Here is a 20,371-nt window from a genome sequence, read left to right as displayed (position 1 = left end):
GCTGATCCTCAGTTCAGGCCCAGCTTGCCGCGCAGCATGGACAGGTCTTCAGCGAGGGTGTTGACCGGACCCACCAGCGCTTTACGGTCGCTGTCCTTGACCTTGTCGTAGGTCTCGAAGCCGCCGTCTTTGGTTTTGTACTTGGCCAGCACCTTGTCCACGGTGGCGAAGTTTTTATCGACTTTGGCCAGGAAGGCCTTGTCCTGCTTCTCGATCTGGCCGCGGAACAGGTCGACGATTTTTTTCGCGCCGTCGATATTGCCCTGGAAGTCATACAGGTCGGTGTGACTGTAGCGATCTTCTTCGCCGGAGATCTTGGTGGCGGCGACTTCCTCCAACAGCGCGGCGGCACCGCCGACGACTTTTTCCGGCGGGAAGGTCAGGCCGTCCACGCGGGTCTTGAGGTCATTGACGTCGGTGTTGAGCTTGGCGGTCAGCGTCTCCAGGCCCTGAGTCGAGTTCTGCGAGAATAACGCGTACTCGATGCGGTGGAAGCCGGTGAAGTCTTCGGCGGTTACGCCTTTTTCGTGGTCGTCGACGCGGGAGTCGATGGAGGCGTCGAGGTCGCTGAACAACTCGGCAATCGGCTCGATGGACTCGTAGTGCACGCGGGTAGGCGCATAGAGCTTCTTGGCGGTGGCCAGGTCGCCTTTGTTGATCGCGTCGGTAAAGGCCTGGGTTTGGGTCACCAGTTCACCGATCTCTTCGGTGACATAAATCTTGTAGTCCGACACCGGCCCGACCAGGTCCAGCGGTGCGGTGGCGGCGAAGGCGGCCAGGGGCGAGAGGGTCAGCAACAACGACAACGCGAGAGTCGACTTCTTCATGGGACAGTTTCCGCTGTGGGGGTGGGTTTCAGGTATTGGCAGAGGTGTGTGGGTGCGTGGCGGCCAGCAGCGTGCGGCCGAGGAAATCCTGGGGCCCGCTGACCCCCGGCAAGGTGAAGAAATACCCGCCGCCGACCGGCTTGAGGTATTCCTCCAGGGGTTCGCCGTTGAGTCGGGTTTGTACGCTGATAAAGCCTTTTTCCAGGTCGGCCTGATAGCAGATGAACAGCAGCCCCATGTCCAACTGACCGTTCTTATTGACGCCGTTGGAATAGTTGAAGGGCCGGCGCAGGATCAGGTTGGCCTGGGTCTGCGGGGTGCGCGGGTTGGCCAGGCGGATATGGGCATCGAGCTTGGTCAGCTTGCCTTCCGGGTCTTTGCTGTAGTCGGGCACCTGGGTTTCTTTGTGGCCGTCCATGGGGGCGCCGGTGGTTTTGATGCGGCCGATGATGCTTTCTTGTTCCTGCAGGGGCGTGCGGTCCCAGCGTTCGACGAAGTTGCGGATGATGCGCACCGCCTGGTAACTGCCATGGGCGGCCCAGGCCGGTTCATCGCTACCGGGCTGCACCCACACGATCTGGTTCATGGCTTGGTCGTTATTGGAGTCGGGGTTGGCCGAACCATCCCGGAAACCCAGGAAGTTACGCGCGCTCTGCGCCGGCTCGCCGGGGCGGGCAGGGGCCTGGGGCGGCACGCTGCCTTCCTGTTTCCAGCGCACCAGCAGCAAGTCCGGCAAGTTCTTCACGATGTCGCGCAGGGCGTGGATATTGGTGTCCGGCGTGTTGGAGCTGAATTGCAGGCTGAGGTCGCCATGGCACTGCGCCGGCTCCAACGCATCGTTGGGAAACCCCACCATACGGATCAGACGTTTGGGCTTGGCGGCGGCGAGGCCGAAGCGTTCGTCGAACAGCGATTCACCCACCGACACAGTGATGGTCAGGTTATCCGGCGTCACCACCGGGCCCAGAATCCCGGAATCGGTGGGTGGCAATTTCGGGTCGACTTGGGCCACCGGGCCACCGCTCATCAGGAAATGGATACGCTCGTTCAGGGTGCGGAAAAGGCGCTCCAGGTCCTGGCGATCGCTGGCCAATACATCGAAGGCCACCAGCATGCCGCAGGCCGGGCGCGGGGTGACGATGCCTGTCTGATGCTGGCCGTAAAAATCGTGGTGGTCCTGGGTCTTGTCACTGCGCGGCGCGGTGGTGACTTGTTCCGCAGCGGCGGCCATGGCCGGGCAGGTCAAGCTGCTGCCGGCAATCGCCGCGCCAGTGGCGGCCATGCCCAGCAGGACACGGCGACGCTGAAGGTTAAGCTGTTCTGAATCACTCATGGGGCGGTTGTCTTCACTGCAGGCCGGAAAGGCCGAGGGCGGGGTCGATTCCATCGAGTACGGCGGCCAGAGCCTTGGCCTTGTCAGCGATCTGCTTGCGCTGACCGTCGGTGACGCTGTCGTAGCGGCGGTACTGGCCGTCGACTTTCAAACTGTCCAACTGGCTGTCGAATGCGCCGAGGGCGTTATCGACCTTGGGCAGCAGGTCGGCGGCGGATTTTTCCAGCAGTGGACGCATCAGCTCGACCACCTTGTGAGCGGCGGCCAGGTTGGCGGCGAAGCCATTCAGGTCCAGATGGCTGTAGCGTTCCTCCTCACCACTGAGCGCACGTACATCCGCCAGGCTGTTGAGGTTGCGCACCACGATGCCGACCAATTGCTCGGGCGGCAGCGACTGGGCCAGCAATTGCTGCTTGAGGGTTGTGACGTCACTGAGCAGGCGCTGCGCGACCGGCGCCAGGCCGTCGAGGCTGCGTTGCTGGAACAGGCTGTACTCAATGCGGTGGAAGCCGCTGAAGGCCGGGTCTTGTTCGCGTTTTTCGAAATAATCGGCCCGCGCATTGATTGCGTTGTCGAGTTCAGCCAGGCGTTGTGCGGCCGGGGCCAAACCCTGATAGGCCACGCGAGCGGTGGCATACAACGCCTGTGCCTGCGTCAGGTCGCCGGCGTCGATGGCCTGTTGCAGTGCGGTCACGGCCTTGATCAGCGCGCTGCCCTGGCTACTCAAGTACACCCGGAACTCCGACAACGGGCCGATAAAGGCCACCATCGACGGCTTGGCTTTGGCCTGGGCTTCGGATTCGGCGGTTGGCGTTACATGCAGAGTGCCGCGTGGATTGCTCAGCAGGCCGCAGGTAATCGCGTAGTCACCGGGTTGCAGGTTGGCATTGATCACCTGGCTCAAGCCGGGGGCGATGTTCTCGCGCTCCTCGACCACCAGCACGCCGTCGAGGATTTCCCATTCTACTGCCCGGTCGGAACGGTTGATGATCCGAAAACTCGCCGGCCCGGCGGGCACGGTCAGCGCATTGGGTTCGCAGGCGTGGGCATGGATGGTCACCGCAATTTCATTGCTGTGGGTCTGGCGCTTGGCGGCGGCCAGTTGCGAAGCGTAGTAGAACAGGCCGCCGGCGGCGATCATCACGACCACCGAGCCGGCCACCGCCCAGCGCAGGGCTCGGGGTGGCGAGGCGGGTTGAGGCGTTGGGTTGGTCAAGAGACGGTCCTTACTGGCTGGAAACGGAAGAGGGCGCGGCGACCGGTTTGGCCGCGGCGGCGGGCAGGAAGAACATCACCAACGCCACCACCAGGTAAATCAGATAGGCACCCAGGGTGCTCACGGTGGGTGCTTCCTGATAACCGAACATGCCGGCGAGCACCGAGCCCAGCGGGCTGTCCATCGGCAAGACAGTGCTGAAATCGAACAGCACGGTTTGCAGGTGATTCCACACCCCGGCTTCATGCAGGGCCTGCACCGAGTTGGCGAGGATGCCAGCGGCGACCACCAGGATAAACAGCCCGGTCCAGCGGAAAAACGCTGCCAGGTTCAGGCGCATGCTGCCGGTGTAAATCAGGAAACCCACAATGATCGCCAGCACCAGCCCGAGCAGTGCACCGATCGGCGCGCCAGGGCCTTCGCTCTGCTGGAACACCGCCAGCAGGAAAAACACCGTCTCCAAACCTTCACGGGCCACGGCGAAAAACACCATGAGGATCAGCGCGGTGACCTGGTGTTTCGAGCCGGTGAGCGCCTGATCGAGGGAGGCATGCAACGAATGCTTGATGGAGCGGGCCACCTTGCGCATCCAGAACACCATGGAGCTGAGAATGCCCACGGCGACCAGGCCGACGATGCCTTCAAACAGCTCCTGTTGTTTCTGCGGAAACTCGGCGCTCATCAATTCCAGACCACCGCCCACCAGCAGTGCCAGGGCCGCAGCGAGGAAAACCCCGATCCACACCGCCGGCATCCATTGACCCCGACCGGTCTGCTGCAGGTAACTGGCGATGATGCCAACGATCAACGCTGCTTCGATGCCTTCGCGCAGCATGATGAGAAAAGGGACAAGCATCGGGCACCACAAGGTAACTAGATAGGAAGCTAAGTTGTAACATAATGATACTCATTGCTAAACAGCAAATATTGACATTAGCTGAACGCTCGCTGAATGGTGGTGACGAATCCTCGCGACCCTTATGATGCAGGCCACCTCAACAGCTGTCGGATCGCCTGAAGCCCCATGTCCGAAAAAGACACCATCTCCCTGCACCTTGTGCGCGAAGCGCTGCTGCAAAGCTGCCCCCCCGGAGCGGCCAGTGCACAGGTGCTGACCAAGGTTGGCATCGACCCAGCGCTGCTGGCGCAGCCCGATGCACGGGTGTCGGCCACCACCTATGCACGGCTGTGGCGGCTGCTGGCCAGGCGCTCGGACGACGAGTTCTTCGGTATGGACCCGCGCAAGCTCAAGTCAGGCAGCCTGGCGTTTTTGTGCCGCGCCTGCATGGCGCAACCCACATTGGCTGCCGGCCTGGAAACCGGCCTGGGGTTTCTCTCGTTGATGCTGGAGCATCTACCCGCGCAGCTGGTGCGCCAACAAAGCCTGGCGGAAATTGTCCTGCTGGAGCCCGAGGCTGAGCCGCGTCGGGCGTTCACCTATTTCACCTACTGGATGATCGTGCACGGCGTCGCCTGTTGGCTGGCCGGGCGCCGCATTCCGATCTTGGCCATCGAACTGCGTTGTCCGCCGCCGGATTTCTGCGACGACTACCGGGTGATGTTCTCCGACAACCTGCGCTTCGATCGGCCACGCACGCGCATGATCTTCTCCGCCGACTGCCTGGACCTGCCGATCAAGCGCAGCCCCCAGGAGCTTCAGCGCTTCCTCGCCCACGCTCCCGCGAACATCCTGGTCAAATACCGCGACCCCGAGAGCCTGGCCACCCGTATCAAACACGACCTGCGCCAACTGCCCCCAGACACCTGGCCGGAAACCGAAGCCCTGGCCGCCAGTCTGTGCATCTCCGCATCCACCTTGCGTCGTCGCCTGGCCGAGGAGGGGCAGACATACCAGGGCCTCAAAGACAGCGTGCGCAAGGAATTGGCAATTGTCTGGCTGGCCGAACCGCAGATCAGCTTTGCCGAAATCGCCGTGCGGCTGGGCTTTGCGGATGTGAGTTCTTTTTATAAGGCGTTTCGTAAGTGGTCTGGGTCGAATCCGGGGCATTATCGGAGTTTGATTCTTAACGATATTGGCTGAACTTCAGGCGTACAAGGAGATAGGTAATGCGCACGTCATGGTTATGGTTGATTTGCTGCGCGCTTTTCCCGTTGAACAGTTGGGCGCAGTTGGGGATCGGTGATTTCACGCTGGGCATGCCGCGCCAGCAGGTCATGGACATCCTGCATCGCCACTTCCCCTCGGTGGAGTTGGAACACAACCTCTCCTATCCGGTGCCTATGCCTTACTACCGCGCGCGCGAACCGTCCCGTCCGTATCTTTTAAAGGATGTACCGATCCATACCGTAGCGGCCTATTTCGACGAGGCTGACCGGCTCAAGCAACTGAGCATCAATTTCGATATCACCGACCCCGAACGAATCAAGGCGCTGATACCGCTTATGCACGAGGCACGGCTGGCGCCCGACACCCAAGGACGTCATGAACTCTTCAACAGTGATGGCGAGTTGACCTATTACGTGTCGCAACCCTATGGGTGGACAGTCGTGGAGATCGCCGACAGGGCCGCGTCGAAGGTTAATATTCCGATGCGTGCCCACGTAGATCAACAGATCAGGGCATTCAAGTAGCAAAGATGGGGCTGGGGGTAGAGAAACGTTTAAAACTACATGTCCCCGCTGGTCTACATCACTGTTAAATATTGTTTGGTAAGTTTCTGAAATATAAAGCTCAGGCTTCTAGCTTTATTGACGGCTTTTTTGTGCGCCTAACAGTAGCGTCGTGATAACACCCAATAAGCCAATAAGGCAGAAGACTGCAACAAGAACCAAAGTCGACGAAAAGCCGTATCTATCAACTAATCCTCCGAAGACAGTGTAGGAGGCGCCGATAATAACCGAGTTGACTAGATTTGCAGCGGACAGGCATGAGGCTCGGATGCGGGAATCGACATTGTCGTGAATATATGTTTCATATGACGTCTCATAGATGGCGGGGAGCGACATTATCAGGAGGAAACTTGCTGCTGAGGCATTCACGCCAATGTCCATTGATAAGATTAAAAGAAATAGGGTGATAATAAATGTTGTGGTGAATGCAACAATGCCGAGAGAAAATCTTGAGCAAACATAACCCGCAACTATAAACACTACAGCCGATATGGCTTCTACTGCAGCATATATTCCAGCAATCAAAGTGACATCTAAGCCTTGCAGCGAGAAAAAAGGTTGGCCGTAGATAAATAAAGGGTACGGTTGAAAGCTCAAATAAAGCGAACCCAATGAACAAGGGTATAAGAAAAGCGCCGTTTTTTGAGCGGAAAAAGCATACCAGTGAATTGAAAACGCCTTCTGCTTCCCTATTGGGCACCCTACTTTTTGCACTGGGATTGAGGGAGGTGGAAAGAGGATTTTTTTCGGTCATGAATGAAACCATGATGGCTCCGATAAGTTTGGATATCGCAAAAAATATATAAACGCTGTTCCACGACATAGCCTCTTGCAAGGCGCCGCCAAGAAGCATGGATAAGCCTAATGAAACTGCACCGATAGCACGGGCGCGGGATATTATCCTCGGGTATTCCTCTGTTCTATTTTCGGCCAGTAGATTGTCATATAACAACGCTCTGTCCGCACCGGAGCCCATAGCAATACTGGCGCCGAAGAGGCAAAAGATAAACGCGAAAGGAATAAAATCGGAGAACAATAAAAACCCAATGCCGCTTATAAATAATCCCAAAAAACCAAGTATTAGAGAGTGTTTACGTCCGTAGCGATCTGCAAGTAGACCGGATGGTATTTCCAAGGCTACACAAGAAAAGAATAAAAAAGACTGAAGAATGCCTATTTGTCCTTGGGTTATACCGAGTTGCAAAAGATAGAGTACAAATAAGCCTCTCTGGACATCCAGATTCATAAATATTGACAGCGTGTAATATGGGTTGTTGTTTTTCAAGGCGTTCCATGCTCTTTTTTATTTTAATGCTGATGTTTCGTAATTTTAAAAAAACAGGCGGCTTTGGCTGTCCGGATAGAATGATGAGCGTTCACGAGGTCTTCCTGCGGCAGGAGTTTACCGATGCGATCTCTTTCCAGCAGCAGTTTAGTAAGTGGTCAGCATCAAAATCTTGAGGAAAGCGAGTCACGATTTTGTATGAAATAGTGCATGGAATGTAGTAATGGCCAGGCACTAGGAATTAACTCACAACATCTTTCTCCTGAGTATTACAGAACCTTCCTTAATGTTTTTAGGACGCGGCTGGCATACGCGCAGTAAAAAATCGTGCATGGTTTTAACCGTGATCCTACTTGGGCGTCGGGTTAAGCAAGCCAGACGCTGGATCTGTAAAGGATCGCTCACTTAACTGCGAAGGTTTGCTGCGGAGGATTGAAAGCGTGGCGTGATTGCCTTCATACGTTAAGTCTCCAATCAATACTCTGACGGTGAACTTATGAAAAATTTCATTGCGTTGCCTTTTGCGGCGTTGATGCTGGTGTCGGTTCAGGCGTCTGCACTGTGCCTGAATGTTTCTGAGAGTTTTGGCGGGATTGTGGAACCAAAGGAGGAAATTACCGTTAAAGGTCCGTTCACAATAACGGGCAGTAACGGGTGCTCCAGTGCAAATATTGAAGCAATGATTTCAGTTGGCGGTGTGGGGAGAGTTCCGCAAATTTCTATTGAGCAAGAAGTGGGTTCTTCCTGGAGAACGGTAGCGGCCAACCCACTGTCGCCTCGTGCGTCTTGGCTCGGCCCTTTAGGTACCTATCGAGTGAGGGTATATAATCCTGACGAGCAATCCAAGGCCTACTCGGGGACTGTCAGATATGGACGCTGATTAGATTTGGACGCAGTGTGCCAGGGAACTCTGGCACACCGCTACCTTGCTGATGGTCAGACTCGTTCCTCCACCGATAAATCACTTTTTGATGAGTTTGCAAAATACGCGAGCGCATTAATTGCTCGATTGGCGTCTACCATGCCTCGTATGTACTCGGGAATACCTTGTGAACGTGCAACATCAGGCCTGCTATCCACAAAAGCAAGATAGTCCTCCAGTTTTTCGTCGAACAGCGCAATTGCGTTGAACTTGACGTGCGTGTTCGTTTGCCGGCCGTTAGCATCAGACGCACCATCTCCCGATATAAACATCCGAAAAGCCTGATCATCTATTATTTTACTGTTGAATAATCGACTACCCACCTGCTTAAGCTCATCGGTACTGATAGACGTCATATCATATTTCTTCAAGAAGTCCTTTAAGTCCGCTAACTCGTCTTGACGCCACATTCTCAGTTCATCAACGGCTTTCGATTCATCAGTGATAGTGAACGCGTTCGTCACCTTGTCCGGGTTCTTGATTACGATCGCATTCGTCTGCATGGAACGTACATTAGGTATAGTCACTCTCATGTCCATATCCGTCTCCTTATTGGATAAAGGTTACGTCCCGTTATCGACTTCGCATAAACGATATTTAGGCTGTTGGAAAATTTGGGAAGTGTCTGACAGATGCGATTACCAATAGGAAAGTGTTATTCATTACTATCAGCGCAAAAAAAGCCCCATGACCGAATGGACCATGGGGCTAAAAATTGGCTGGATGCGACCAACCAAAGGAGCTCTTTAAATTACTTGGCCGTCGCTACGACTGTCTCCGGCTGCCAGCCGCCACCGAGGGCTTTGTAGATCGCGACAATCCCGCGGTACAAATCCACTTCGGCCTGGGCCTGGGCGTCTTCGGCGGCCAAACGCTCACGCTGGGCATCGAGCAGGACGAGGAAGTCCACGGTGCCTTCGCGGTAGCGGATGGCGGCGAGGTCGGCGGCGGCGCGGCTGGATTCGCTTTGGCGGATCAGCGAGACCAGGCGTTGCTGGCGTTTGCCGTAGTCGCTGAAGGCGTTTTCGGATTCTTCCAGGGCCAGCAACACTTGCTGTTCGTAGGTGGCCAGGGCGCCGTCGGCTTCGGCGTCGGCGCCGCGCAGGCGGGCGCGTACGCTGCCCAGGTCGAATGCGGCCCAGGTGATGCTCGGGCCAAGGGCCCAGGCGTTGGCGGCGGACGATCCTATCTGCGAGCCACGCCCGGCGGTAAAGCCGAGGAAGCCACTGAGGCTCACTCTTGGGAACAGGTCAGCCTTGGCCACACCTATGCGCGCGGTGGCGGCGGCCAATTTGCGCTCGGCGCTGAGGATGTCCGGGCGCCGTTGCAGCAGTTGGCCTGGGTCGCCGATCGGCAAGGCTTTGGCAATCGCCGGCAGGTCTTTCGGGCTCAGGTCCACGGTCAGCTTGTCCGGACGCTGGCCGAGGAGGGTGGCGATGCGGTTACGCTCGCGCACTTGTTCGGCCTGCAGTTGCGGCACGCTGGCTTCCACCGAAGCCAGGCGCGCGTCGGCCCGTTCTACATCAAGCTGATCCCCCACCCCGGCATCCCGCAGGCTGACGGTGATGGTGCGCGACTCCTGCTGATTCTTCAGGTTGTCCAGGGCGATGCGTTCACGCAGTTGCGCGCCGCGCAGTTGGCCGTAGGCGTCCACCAGTTCGGCAATCAAGGTGACTTGCAACTGGTACAGGTCCGCTTCGGCCGCCTGCTGATCGGCGTCGCTGGCTTCCAGGTTGCGCTGGATGCGGCCGAACAGGTCCAGCTCCCAGGCCATGTCCAGGCCCAAGTCGTAGCGCTCGCTGTTGACCCGTTTGGTGGTCTGGCCGGGGATCTGCCCCTTGCCCAGGTCGCTGCTGGCGCGGCTGGTGATGGTCGGCATTGCGTCATTGCTGGCGTCGTCGCGGATCGCCCGGGCTGCCCGCAGACGGGCGAAGGCCACGCGCAGGTCGCGGTTGCCTTGCAACGATTGAGTCACCAACTGGTTGAGGGTCGGGTCGTCGAACTGCTGCCACCAGATGCCTTCGAACTTGGCGTGGTCATATTGCTTGGCGTCCGCGGCGGCGGCGATGTTCGCCGCCTCCGGGGTCTGGGTCTTGTAGTCCGGGCCCACGGCACAGGCGGCGAGCGCCAGTACCAGCAAGCTCGGCAGGAATACTTTTACACTCATTGCTGTGTCTCCAGCTTCAAAGCCTTGGCTGCTTTGCGCGCTTCGCTGCGCTCCACATAGCGACGGATCAGGACGTAGAACACCGGGGTCAGCAACAGTCCGAAGAAGGTCACACCGATCATCCCCGAGAACACCGCCACACCCATGGCATGGCGCATCTCGGCACCGGCACCGCTGGACAACACCAGAGGCACCACACCCATGATGAAGGCGAACGAGGTCATCAGGATCGGCCGCAGACGCAGACGGCAAGCTTCCAGCACCGCCGCCAGCGGATCGAGGCCTTCCTGCTGTTTGTCCTTGGCGAATTCGACGATCAGGATCGCGTTCTTGCACGCCAGGCCCACCAGTACGATCAGCCCGATCTGGGTGAAGATGTTGTTGTCGCTACCCGAGATGATCACCCCGGTGATGGCCGACAGCAGCGTCATCGGTACGATCAGGATCACCGCCAGTGGCAGGCTCCAGCTTTCGTATTGGGCGGCCAGTACCAGGAACGCCAGCAGTACGCAGAGCGGGAACACGAACAGCGCGGTATTGCCCGAGAGGATCTGCTGGTAGGTCAGGTCGGTCCACTCGTAGGTCATGCCGTTGGGCAGTTCCTCCTTCAGCAGTTTTTCAATCGCGGCCTGGGCCTGGCCGGAGCTGTAGCCCGGTGCGGCGTTGCCGTTGATTTCTGCGGTGATAAAGCCGTTGTAGTGCATCACGCGGTCTGGGCCCGAGGTGTCGCTGACTTTGATAAAGGTCGCGAGCGGGATCATCTCGCCTTTGTTGTTACGCACTTTCAGCTGGCCGATCTGGTCGGCGTCCTGGCGGAACTGCTGCTCGGCCTGCACGTTGACCTGGTAGGTGCGCCCGAAGCGGTTGAAGTCGTTGGCGTACAACGAACCCAGGTAGACCTGCAGGGTGTCGAAGATGTCGCTGATCGCCACGCCGTGGGTCTTGGCCTTTTCGCGGTCGATGGCGGCATCAACCTGGGGCACGTTGACCGTGTAGCTGGTGAACAGGCCGAACAGCTCCGGCACGCTGCGGCTCTTGGCGATCACGTTCTGCACTTCTTTGTACAGCTCGTCATAACCCAGGTTGCCACGGTCTTCGATCTGCAGGCGGAACCCACCGATGGTGCCCAGGCCCTGGACCGGCGGCGGCGGGAAGATCGCCATATAGGCTTCTTCAATGCCGCTGTATTGGCCATTCAACGCCCCGGCGATGGCACCGGCGGACATGCTCGGGTCTTTGCGCTCATCGAAAGGTTTCAAGGTCACAAACACGATGCCGCTGTTCGGGCTGTTGGTGAAGCCATTGATGGACAGGCCCGGGAAGGCAATCGCGGCTTCCACGCCAGGCTGTTTCAGGGCGATCTCCGACATGCGCTTCATCACGTTTTCGGTGCGGTCCAGGCTCGCGGCGTCAGGCAATTGCGCGAAGGCCACCAGGTATTGCTTATCCTGGGCCGGGACGAAACCGGTCGGGGTGTGGGCGAAGCCGAAGAAGGTCAGCACCATCAAGCCGGCGTACACGAACAGGGCAATGCCACTGCCGCGGATCACTCGGCGCACAGTGCCGACGTAACCATGGCTGGCCTTTTCGAAAAAGCGGTTGAACGGGCGGAACAACCAGCCACCAAACAGCTTGTCGAGGAACTTGGAAAAGCGGTCCTTCGGCGCATCATGGCCGCGCAGCAACACGGCCGCCAGGGCAGGGGACAGGGTCAGCGAGTTGAACGCCGAGATCACCGTCGAGATCGCAATGGTCAAAGCGAACTGCTTATAGAACTGCCCGGTCAAGCCGCTGATAAAGGCAGCCGGAATGAACACCGCACACAGCACCAGCGCCGTGGCGATGATCGGCCCGGTCACTTCACTCATGGCTTTTTCGGTTGCCGGGAACGGCTCCAAGCCCAGCTCGATATTACGTTCGACGTTCTCCACCACCACAATGGCGTCGTCCACCACGATGCCGATGGCCAGTACCAATCCGAACAGCGACAGCGCATTGAGGGAGAACCCAAACAGGTGCATCACCGCAAACGTACCGATCAACGATACGGGCACCGCCACCAACGGAATGATCGAGGCGCGCCAGGTCTGCAGGAACAGAATCACCACCAGCACCACGAGGATCAGGGCTTCGAACAGGGTGTGCACCACTGCCTCGATGGAGCCGCGAACGAAGATCGTCGGGTCATAGGCGATGCGGTAATCCATGCCCGCCGGGAAGCTCTTTTTCAGCTCGGCCATCTTGCTGCGCACATCGTTGGAGATGTCGATGGCATTGGAGCCGGGACGCTGGAAGATTGGGATCGCCACCGCCGGTTGGTTATCGATCAGCGAGCGCAGCGCGTATTGGCTGGACCCCAGTTCGACCCGGGCAATGTCTTTGAGGCGCGTGATTTCACCGTTGGCACCGGCGCGAATCACGATGTTCTCGAACTCTTCTTCGGTAACCAGGCGGCCCTGGGTATTGACCGACAACTGGAAGCTGGTATCGGACGGCGCGGGCTGGGCACCCAGGGCACCGGCGGCCACCTGACGGTTCTGCTCGCGAATCGCGGTGACCACATCGGTGGCGGTCAGGTTGCGCGAGGCGGTCTTGTTCGGATCCAGCCAGACGCGCAGGGAGTAGTCGCCCATGCCGAACAACTGCACATCGCCGACGCCACCCAGGCGCGCCAGCTCATCCTTGATATTGAGGATCGCGTAGTTGGACAGGTACAGCATGTCGTAGCGCTGATCCGGGGAGGTCAAGTGCACCACCATGGTCAGGTCGGGGGAGGCCTTGTCCACGGTGATACCGATGCGCGTCACTTCTTCCGGCAGCTTGGGCTGGGTCCGGGTCACACGGTTCTGCACCTGCACCTGCGCGTTGTCCAGGTCGGTGCCCAGGGCGAAGGTGATGGTCAGGGTCAGCTTGCCGTCGGCGGTGGACTGCGAAGACATGTACAACATGTTCTCGACGCCGGTGATCGCCTGCTCCAGCGGCGCGGCCACGGTTTCGCCGATGACCTTGGGGTTGGCGCCGGGGAAGTTGGCGCGTACCACCACGGTAGGCGGCACTACTTCCGGGTATTCGCTGATCGGCAATTGGAACAGCGAGATCGCACCGGCGATCAGGATCAGCAGCGACAGCACCGCTGCGAAGATCGGCCGCGAAATGAAGAACTTGGAAAAATTCATCTTGAGTCGTATCCCTTAACCGCGTGGAGTCGCAACACTGGCGAGCTTGGGCGCGGCTTTTTCCGGCGCCACTTGCTCAAGGTTGCTGGCTTCAAGCGCTTGTCGTTGTTGGGCCAAGGCGGCGAGGGTTTCCTTGCTGGCCATCGGAATGGTTTCCGGGGTGACCGGTGCACCGGGGCGCGCGCGCTGCAGGCCCTTGACGATAATGGTGTCGTCCTTGTTCAGGCCGTTGCGCACGATGCGTAACCCTTCGATCTTTGGCCCCAGTTCCACTGCGCGGTAGGCCGGCTTGTCGCCTTCCATCACCAGCACGAACTTCTTGCCCAGGTCGGTGCCGACCGCTTCGTCGTTGATCAGCACGGCGGAGTAGGTGCCGCTGCCTACCAGCTTCAAGCGCGCATACAGGCCAGGGGTGTATTCGCCTTTGCTGTTATCGAACACCGCGCGCCCACGAATGGTGCCGGTGGCCGGGTTGACCTGGTTGTCGATGAAGTTCATCTGGCCCAGGTGCGGGTTGCCGGCTTCATTGGACAGGCCCAGGTACACCGGGGTGGTTGCGCCGCGACGGCCCTGGCGCGCCAGTTCGGTGTATTTGAGGTACACGCGTTCGTCGGCGTCGAAGTAGGCATAGACCTTATCGGTGGAGACCACGCTGGTCAGCGCGGTGACGTCGGCGGTGACCAGGTTGCCGGCGGTGATTTCGGCACGGCTGACGCGGCCGCTGATCGGCGAGGTCACGCGGGTAAAACTCAGGTTCAGCTTGGCCAGGTCCAACTGCGCCTGGATCCCGGCGACGGCGGCGCGGGCTTCCTGGGCGGCGGTGGTGCGCGAGTCGGCGAGTTCGGCGGAGATCGCATTGCTCTGGCGCAGGCGCTCGCCCCGCTGGGCTTCGTTTTCGCTGCGGGTGGCGGCGGCCTTGGTTTGTTGCAGTTGCGCTTCAAGGCGGCGCACTTCGGCTTGGAATGGGCGTGGGTCGATCTGGAACAGCAGGTCGCCTTTCTTGACCAAAGCGCCTTCGGTGAAAGCGACTTGGTCAATCTGGCCAGACACCCGTGGACGAATCTGTACGGTTTCCGGCGCTTCGAGACGGCCGGTGAATTCGTCCCACTCGTTGACCGGTTGCTCCAGCACCTTGGCGACGCTGACTTTCGGCGCCGGCATGGCGGCCGCTTGTTCCGGGGTTTTGCCGCACGCGCTCATCACCACCATGGCCAAAATCGCCAGGGGCACGCGCAAAGGTTTGAGTGACTGTTCCATAGGGTGCATCCGCCAATGTATTTGAGATGGGCGGATCATGCGCGGGGACGCGGTATGTCACGAATCGAATGAAGCAAAGGTAACTATCATTCGGAATGATATAAGCGCCGATTAAGCCCTCTAGCATGGGGCTTTCGTTAGGGAACTATCAATGCCCTTGATGGCAAGAGTGTTTTGCGTGGCGTGCAAGGAAGCGATTTCTCAACTCGCACTGTCGGCGGTTAGCCGCGCTGCGATACGTTCCATCAACAGGCTGACCCGGCGCGGCTGGGCCCGACTGGCCGGGTAGACGATGTTCAAAGCGGTACGCCCGAGGTCGTAATCCTTGAACAGCTCCACCAGCCGTCCGGCGCGCAGGTCGTCGCGCACGTCCCACACCGATTTCAAGCACAAGCCATGGCCGTCCAGGCACCACTGGCGCACCAGCGCACCGTCGTTCGCCACACGCCGGCCGCGCACCAGAATGCGCTGGGTATGCCCGTGCTGGCTGAAGGTCCACTCCCGCGCCAGATTGATGCCGAAGCGCATTACCAGGCATTCATGTTCGGCCAGGTCCGCAGGCTGCAACGGCGTGCCGTGGCGTTCCAGGTAAGCGGGGGCGGCGCACACCACGCGGCGGTTCTCGCCCAAGGGTTTGGCGTGCAAGCTGCTGTCGACCAGGGCGCCGTAGCGCACGGCGAAATCGATACCCTGGCCGACCGGGTCGACATAACCGTCGCTGAGGTGCAGGTCGATGCTGACCTGCGGATGCTCCTCCATGAATTGCTCCAGGATCGGTTCGAGGTACTGACGCCCCAGATCCTGCGGCGCACTCAAGCGAATCAACCCGGAAACCGTCTGGGTACCCAGGCGAATGCTGCTGTGCAACGCCTCGGCCTGATCCAGCAGGCGCCGCGCGCCTTCAGCCAACACGCGCCCTTCGTCGGTCAGGTGAATAGCGCGGGTGGTGCGGTTGAGCAGGCTGGCGCCGTAGAAGCTCTCCAATTGCGCCAGCCGTTCGGACACCGAGGCCGGTGACAACCCCAACTCGCGCCCGGCGGCGGACAGCCCACCTTTCTCGATGATCAACAAAAACAGCTCAAGATTTTTCAGCGGCATTGTTCGGAGTTTCCGAAAGGGGTTTTTGAAAATGGCTCAATTATCAAAATAATCCAAAAGTCTTAGGGTTGCATCCGTGCTTATCCAACGGAGTCATGCGATGTCATTGATCAACACGCAACGGCGTACCTTTCTCGCCCAGGCCGGCGCAGGCGCAGCGGTGCTGGCGGCGGGTTCGATACTCAACCCGGCCGGCGCCGCCACCGCGCCAACGGGCCAGGCAACTCGCGCCACGACGGCGTCCAGTCAGCGCAACGGACGGTTCTGGCCCGGCGACACGCGGCTGGTGGTGTCGATTTCCATGCAGTTCGAAGCGGGTGGGCAGCCGCTCAAGGGCACCGACAGCCCGTTCCCCAAGGTGGATTTCCCCGACAGCGTGCCGGCGGATGTGGCCACCAACACCTGGTTTGCTTACGGCTACCGCGAGGGCATCCCGCGCATGCTTGACCTGTGGGACCGGCACGGCGTGAAGGTCACCAGCCACATGATCGGCGACGCGGTGCAGCGTCACCCTGAGTTGGCCCGCGAGATCGTCGCCCGTGGCCACGAAGCGGCGGGCCACGGCCCGCGCTGGAGTTCCCAGTTCGCCATGAGCCGCGATCAGGAGCGCACCTTTTTGCGCCAGGCCGCAAGCATGCTACAGGCGGTCACCGGCCAGGCCGTCACGGGCTACAACTGCAACTGGCTGCGGCGCGGCCCCAACACCTTGTCGCTGCTGCAAGAGCTGGGCTACGTCTACCACATCGATGACGTGAGCCGCGATGAGCCCTTTATCGAGCAGGTCAACGGCAAGGATTTCGTGGTGGTGCCCTACACCCTGCGCAATAACGACATTGTGCTGATTGAAGGCCGCAACTATTCGCCGTCCCAGTTCCTGGAGCAGGTCAAGCTGGACTTCGATCAACTCTACGAAGAGGCCGGCACCCGGCGCCGCATGATGTCCATCAGCGCCCACGACCGCATCAGCGGCACGCCGCAAATGGTCAAGGTGTGGGATGAATTCCTGCGCTACGCCAACCGCCATCCCGGCGTTGCTTTTATGCGCAAGGACGCGATTGCTCAATACACCCTCAATAGCCCGCAGAGCCTTCGGGAAACCGAGACGATCTAAGGCGCCAACCCCTTCATTCAAGGACATAACCGATGAAACCTTTTGCCCGTTCGCGTTGCGCCATCGCCGTTACCGCGTTGCTACTCTCGGGAGCGGCTGCGGCTGCCACGACCGAGTTGGTCGAACCCTCTGTGTTGGTGGTGGATAAGAGCCTTACGCCGAAGCAACAGGCGATGATGGAAACCGTGGCGCGCCGTTACGACACCTTCTGGCACACCGGTGAGGAACGCCTGGCACGCGAGGCGTTGGCGGATAACTTTGTCGACAAAACACCCCCCGAGGGGCGCAAACAGGGCCCGGAAGGTCCGCTGCTGGCGTCGCGGGCCTTCCGCGCGGCGGTGCCGGACCTGAGTTGCGCAATCGAACAACTGATCATCGCCGGCGACCGCGCGGTGGTACATCTGCATTTTCGCGGGCACTTCACCGGCACTTTTGGTCAGCGCCAGGGCAGTGGCCAGGCGGTGGATTTTATTGCCACCGATATCTATCAGATCGACAACGGCAAAATCGCCGCCAACTGGCATATCGAAGATAACCTGACCTTGATGAAGCAGTTGGGCGCGCTCTAGCGCTGGGCGGGATCGACGCGGATATACGTGCGGAATACGTGATCCCATAACGGCGAAGAGACCCCGAAGTTCTTCTCGATGCCCTGGCGGTGGTGCAGGTCGTGATTGGCCACCAGCCCGCGCATCCATCCATAAGCCCAATGCTGCGGGCGGTGCATCACGTAATGCACCGAGATATAGAAGAAGTAGCCGGTCACCGCGCCGATAAACACCGAGACCAGGCCGGTGTACCAGGCCAACAGCAAGAGTGCGGCAAAGGTCGAGCTGGTTTTCCAGCTCGACACGCCGATATAGGCCAGCACATCCACATGGTGGGTCCAGTGTTCGCGCCGGTACAGCGAGTGAAACAGGAAACGGTGCGCTGAATACTCCACCAGTGTCCAGGCCAGCAGGCCCACGAGGGCGAGCCCTGGCTCGAAGGGCGCCAGGCATAGCGCAAAGATCACGAAAGCGGGAACGGTGAAAAAATCGAGGTAGTACGCGAGCGAAGACATCAACCATTTATTCGAAACGGCCATGTGCGGAATATCCCTGTAGTGCGCGATGGAAAGGCAAGCGATGGGGGCGTGGGGCTACCACGCGCGCCATCATGCAGGTGCGCTGGCGCTAAGTCACCATGGCTCCCGCGTATATCGGCGGCATTTGTGGGGTGTGACACATCCACACAATGGCGCCGCCGCCGCTGCTCAAAAATCCAGCGTCACGCCGCTGTACACCGCACGTCCGTCACCGGGGGAGTGCAAAGCGGCGCGGGCACCGTCCGGGTCGTACCAGGCGTACTCGTAGTAGCGATTGGTAAGGTTTTTGAGCTGCAGGTCGACACTCACGGACTCGCTCACTCGGTAGGTGGCACCCAGGTTCATCAATACATAGCCGCCGTAGGTGCCCTGGGTGTTTTCCCGTTCCAGATAGTAGTGGGTCTGACCGTTCATCCACGCGCTCAACTGCAAGGCCGGGGTGGCCTGGTAGCTGACGCCGGCGTTGTACAGGTGATGGGGGACGTGGTCGATTTCCCGGCCCTTGCTATTGGGCAAGGTGGCACTGGGTTTGAGAATTTTGGAGTACTGCCAGGCGTAGGTCAGCCACATTTCGGTGCGGTCGTTCGGGTGCAGATTCAGCTGCGCGTCATAGCCCCAGCGTCGGGTTTCGCCGACATTGTCCGACTCACCGCTGGGGTCGTTCAAACGGCGGCTGACTTCGCCGCTGGCTTCCTGTTGCCAATAGGCAATACGCCCGTCCATCCAGGCGGTGGGGGTGAACTTGATGCCGGTTTCCCAACCGTCGTTGATGGACGGCGCCAGGTCGCTGTCCCGTGGCGGGATCTTATACGCCGCCGCCCCGGTGCCCACCTGGAAGGTGCGACCCCAGTTGGCGTACAGGCTGGCGACTGACCAGGGCGAGTAGACCACGCTGAGCTTGGGCTGCTTGATCAACCCATAGTCATTGATGGCGTAGTCCAGGCCGGTCATTTCGTTAGTGAAGCTGCCGCGGATTTTGTCGACGCGATACGCCGGGATGATTTTCAGCGATTCGAACGGCTTGATCTCGGCCTGCAGGTAAGCGCCATAGGTGTCGAAGTCGAACTGCTGGTCGCGGGTCTGGGCCAGGCGCGCGCGGTCCCGGGTGCGATAACGCTCGCTGGTGTTGCGTTGCTGTTGGAAGTCGCTGCCGCCTTCAAGGGCGAAGTCATACAGCCAGCTGACGTCAGGCCGCCAGGTCAGCGAGGTGAGGGCGCCGTAATGGGTTTCGTAGGCGTCGCGTTCCTGTTGGGGGCTGGTGCGCCAGTATTGGGTCCAGCGGCGGTCGTCGAAGGTGTTGAGGTAGGTTTTCGCCGACCAGGCCAAGGTGTCGCTTAGCTCCGTCTCCAGATGCACGCTCAGTTGATTCATGCGCCGCGTACCTTTGTCGCTGGCGTTGTAGGGGTTGGTCATGGACGGGTGATGGTGCGCGTCCTGTTCGCTCAAATAGCCGGGCTCCTGGGCCTCGGTTTCATAGTGACGGGCGATCAGGCCGAGGCGGTAGCGGTCGTCGTCCGGGGTGTAGAACCACTTGCCGGACAGCGAAAACTTGTCCGCCTTGGCGTGATCGCGAAAGCCGTCGGTTTTCTGGTAAGCGAAGAAATAGTTCTGGGTCCAGTTGCTGCCCTCGATGCCTTTGGCCAGTTGGGTTTCCTGGGTGTTGTAGCTGCCGTAGCGCAGACGCGCCTTGGTGTAGTCACCGCCGGTGCGGGTGAACATATTGACGTTGCCGGCAATGTTGTTCAGGCCATAGCGCGCATCGCTGGTGCCGCGCACCACTTCGATACTGTCCAGTTCCAGGGGGAAAATCATGTCCATAAACGGCATGTTGCCGTCGTTGCTGTTGCTGGGGATGCCGTCGATCAGCAGCTTGACCGCATTGACTTCGCCTTCGCCGTTGAAGCCGCGAAAGGAGATTTTCCCCGAGGTGGTGCCCTGGTTGAACGGCGTCAGCAGCACCCCCGGGGCGCGGTTGAACAGTTCCCAGCTGTAGTTGACCGGCATTTTTTCAAGTATGTCGCCACCCAGGATATCCACCGAACTGAGCACGCTGCTGGTGCTCAGGGGGCCGCTGGCAACGCTGTCGCCTTGCACGGTAACGGTGCCCAGGGTCAGGGCTGAGGTTTCGCTGGCATCGGCCAGCGGGTTGAAGGCGAACAGGCCGATGCAGAGCAATGGCCAGGACGGACGCGGTAAAGCCCTGCGTTTGGCGCGCAGCAGCATGAATGGAGCAGGCATAGGGCAAGCTTCCTGATAACCGG

At 59.5% G+C, this 20,371-nt stretch carries 18 protein-coding genes; 6 read left to right on the top strand and 12 right to left on the bottom strand.

Annotation, left to right across the window (positions count from 1 at the left end):
• Positions 1-8 precede the first annotated feature (8 nt).
• The 4 genes from efeO (ABX75_RS18440) to efeU are packed head-to-tail and all read right to left on the bottom strand — an operon-like array spanning position 9 to position 4,232.
• A complete protein-coding gene (efeO, locus tag ABX75_RS18440; RefSeq protein WP_034113554.1) occupies positions 9-827 on the bottom strand; it encodes an iron uptake system protein EfeO in 819 nt (272 codons plus the stop codon).
• Positions 828-855: 28 nt separating this feature from the next.
• Positions 856-2,160 carry an iron uptake transporter deferrochelatase/peroxidase subunit gene (efeB, locus tag ABX75_RS18435; protein ID WP_047882441.1) on the bottom strand — a complete coding sequence of 435 codons (1,305 nt, stop codon included), beginning with the start codon at positions 2,158-2,160 and terminating at the stop codon, positions 856-858.
• A gap of 13 nt (positions 2,161-2,173) precedes the next feature.
• A complete protein-coding gene (efeO, locus tag ABX75_RS18430) occupies positions 2,174-3,376 on the bottom strand; it encodes an iron uptake system protein EfeO (protein WP_034097592.1) in 1,203 nt (400 codons plus the stop codon).
• A 10-nt stretch (positions 3,377-3,386) separates the two neighbouring features.
• Positions 3,387-4,232, bottom strand: a complete 846-nt coding sequence (gene efeU, locus ABX75_RS18425; protein ID WP_047882426.1) for an iron uptake transporter permease EfeU — start codon at positions 4,230-4,232, stop codon at positions 3,387-3,389.
• Positions 4,233-4,400: 168 nt separating this feature from the next.
• Between efeU and ABX75_RS18420 the strand changes: the two genes are divergently transcribed.
• Together ABX75_RS18420 and ABX75_RS18415 are read left to right on the top strand one after the other, a co-directional pair.
• Positions 4,401-5,417 (top strand): AraC family transcriptional regulator, encoded by a 1,017-nt coding sequence (locus ABX75_RS18420; RefSeq protein WP_047882425.1) that lies wholly within the window; start codon positions 4,401-4,403, stop codon positions 5,415-5,417.
• 26 nt (positions 5,418-5,443) lie between these two features.
• Positions 5,444-5,968, top strand: coding sequence for a hypothetical protein (locus tag ABX75_RS18415; protein WP_034097596.1), 525 nt, complete (start codon positions 5,444-5,446; stop codon positions 5,966-5,968).
• A gap of 352 nt (positions 5,969-6,320) precedes the next feature.
• Here ABX75_RS18415 and ABX75_RS28585 read toward each other — a convergent pair whose 3' ends face one another.
• Positions 6,321-7,292, bottom strand: coding sequence for an MFS transporter (locus ABX75_RS28585; RefSeq protein ID WP_236238700.1), 972 nt, complete (start codon positions 7,290-7,292; stop codon positions 6,321-6,323).
• A gap of 8 nt (positions 7,293-7,300) precedes the next feature.
• On the opposite strand from ABX75_RS28585, the gene ABX75_RS29460 reads away from it, so the two are divergent.
• Together ABX75_RS29460 and ABX75_RS29095 are read left to right on the top strand one after the other, a co-directional pair.
• Positions 7,301-7,468 (top strand): hypothetical protein, encoded by a 168-nt coding sequence (locus tag ABX75_RS29460; protein ID WP_158248578.1) that lies wholly within the window; start codon positions 7,301-7,303, stop codon positions 7,466-7,468.
• A gap of 320 nt (positions 7,469-7,788) precedes the next feature.
• Positions 7,789-8,172 carry a hypothetical protein gene (locus ABX75_RS29095; protein WP_135948274.1) on the top strand — a complete coding sequence of 128 codons (384 nt, stop codon included), beginning with the start codon at positions 7,789-7,791 and terminating at the stop codon, positions 8,170-8,172.
• Positions 8,173-8,228: 56 nt separating this feature from the next.
• Here ABX75_RS29095 and ABX75_RS18405 read toward each other — a convergent pair whose 3' ends face one another.
• The 5 genes from ABX75_RS18405 to ABX75_RS18385 all read right to left on the bottom strand — a co-directional run bounded on the left by ABX75_RS18405 (position 8,229) and on the right by ABX75_RS18385 (position 15,912).
• Positions 8,229-8,753: a hypothetical protein gene (locus tag ABX75_RS18405; protein WP_034113560.1), complete on the bottom strand. Its 525-nt coding sequence runs from the start codon at positions 8,751-8,753 to the stop codon at positions 8,229-8,231.
• A gap of 212 nt (positions 8,754-8,965) precedes the next feature.
• Positions 8,966-10,381 (bottom strand): efflux transporter outer membrane subunit, encoded by a 1,416-nt coding sequence (locus ABX75_RS18400; RefSeq protein ID WP_047882423.1) that lies wholly within the window; start codon positions 10,379-10,381, stop codon positions 8,966-8,968.
• On the bottom strand, positions 10,378-13,557 hold the full coding sequence (locus tag ABX75_RS18395; protein WP_040268178.1) for an efflux RND transporter permease subunit: 3,180 nt from the start codon (positions 13,555-13,557) through the stop codon (positions 10,378-10,380). The genes ABX75_RS18400 and ABX75_RS18395 overlap by 4 nt, the downstream gene beginning before the upstream one ends.
• A 15-nt stretch (positions 13,558-13,572) precedes the next feature.
• Positions 13,573-14,814, bottom strand: coding sequence for a multidrug efflux RND transporter periplasmic adaptor subunit MexE (gene mexE, locus ABX75_RS18390; RefSeq protein WP_047882422.1), 1,242 nt, complete (start codon positions 14,812-14,814; stop codon positions 13,573-13,575).
• A 201-nt stretch (positions 14,815-15,015) separates the two neighbouring features.
• Positions 15,016-15,912, bottom strand: coding sequence for a LysR family transcriptional regulator (locus ABX75_RS18385; RefSeq protein WP_047882421.1), 897 nt, complete (start codon positions 15,910-15,912; stop codon positions 15,016-15,018).
• A 100-nt stretch (positions 15,913-16,012) separates the two neighbouring features.
• Here ABX75_RS18385 and ABX75_RS18380 point away from each other — a divergent pair, with 100 nt between their 5' ends.
• Positions 16,013-17,023: a polysaccharide deacetylase family protein gene (locus ABX75_RS18380; RefSeq protein ID WP_047882420.1), complete on the top strand. Its 1,011-nt coding sequence runs from the start codon at positions 16,013-16,015 to the stop codon at positions 17,021-17,023.
• A 32-nt stretch (positions 17,024-17,055) separates the two neighbouring features.
• Positions 17,056-17,592 (top strand): ester cyclase, encoded by a 537-nt coding sequence (locus ABX75_RS18375; RefSeq protein ID WP_034097609.1) that lies wholly within the window; start codon positions 17,056-17,058, stop codon positions 17,590-17,592.
• Here ABX75_RS18375 and ABX75_RS18370 read toward each other — a convergent pair.
• Both ABX75_RS18370 and ABX75_RS18365 read right to left on the bottom strand, forming a co-directional pair.
• Positions 17,589-18,110 carry a sterol desaturase family protein gene (locus ABX75_RS18370; RefSeq protein ID WP_047882419.1) on the bottom strand — a complete coding sequence of 174 codons (522 nt, stop codon included), beginning with the start codon at positions 18,108-18,110 and terminating at the stop codon, positions 17,589-17,591. The genes ABX75_RS18375 and ABX75_RS18370 overlap by 4 nt on opposite strands.
• A gap of 168 nt (positions 18,111-18,278) precedes the next feature.
• Entirely contained in the window at positions 18,279-20,348 is a 2,070-nt protein-coding gene (locus tag ABX75_RS18365; RefSeq protein ID WP_082136172.1) for a TonB-dependent receptor, read from the bottom strand.
• Positions 20,349-20,371: the final 23 nt, after the last annotated feature.

The organism is Pseudomonas sp. ARP3, assembly GCF_001029595.1.
In the GTDB taxonomy this organism is placed as follows: Bacteria; Pseudomonadota; Gammaproteobacteria; order Pseudomonadales; family Pseudomonadaceae; genus Aquipseudomonas; species Aquipseudomonas rhodesiae.
This window is presented reverse-complemented; position numbering and strand designations above follow the sequence as displayed.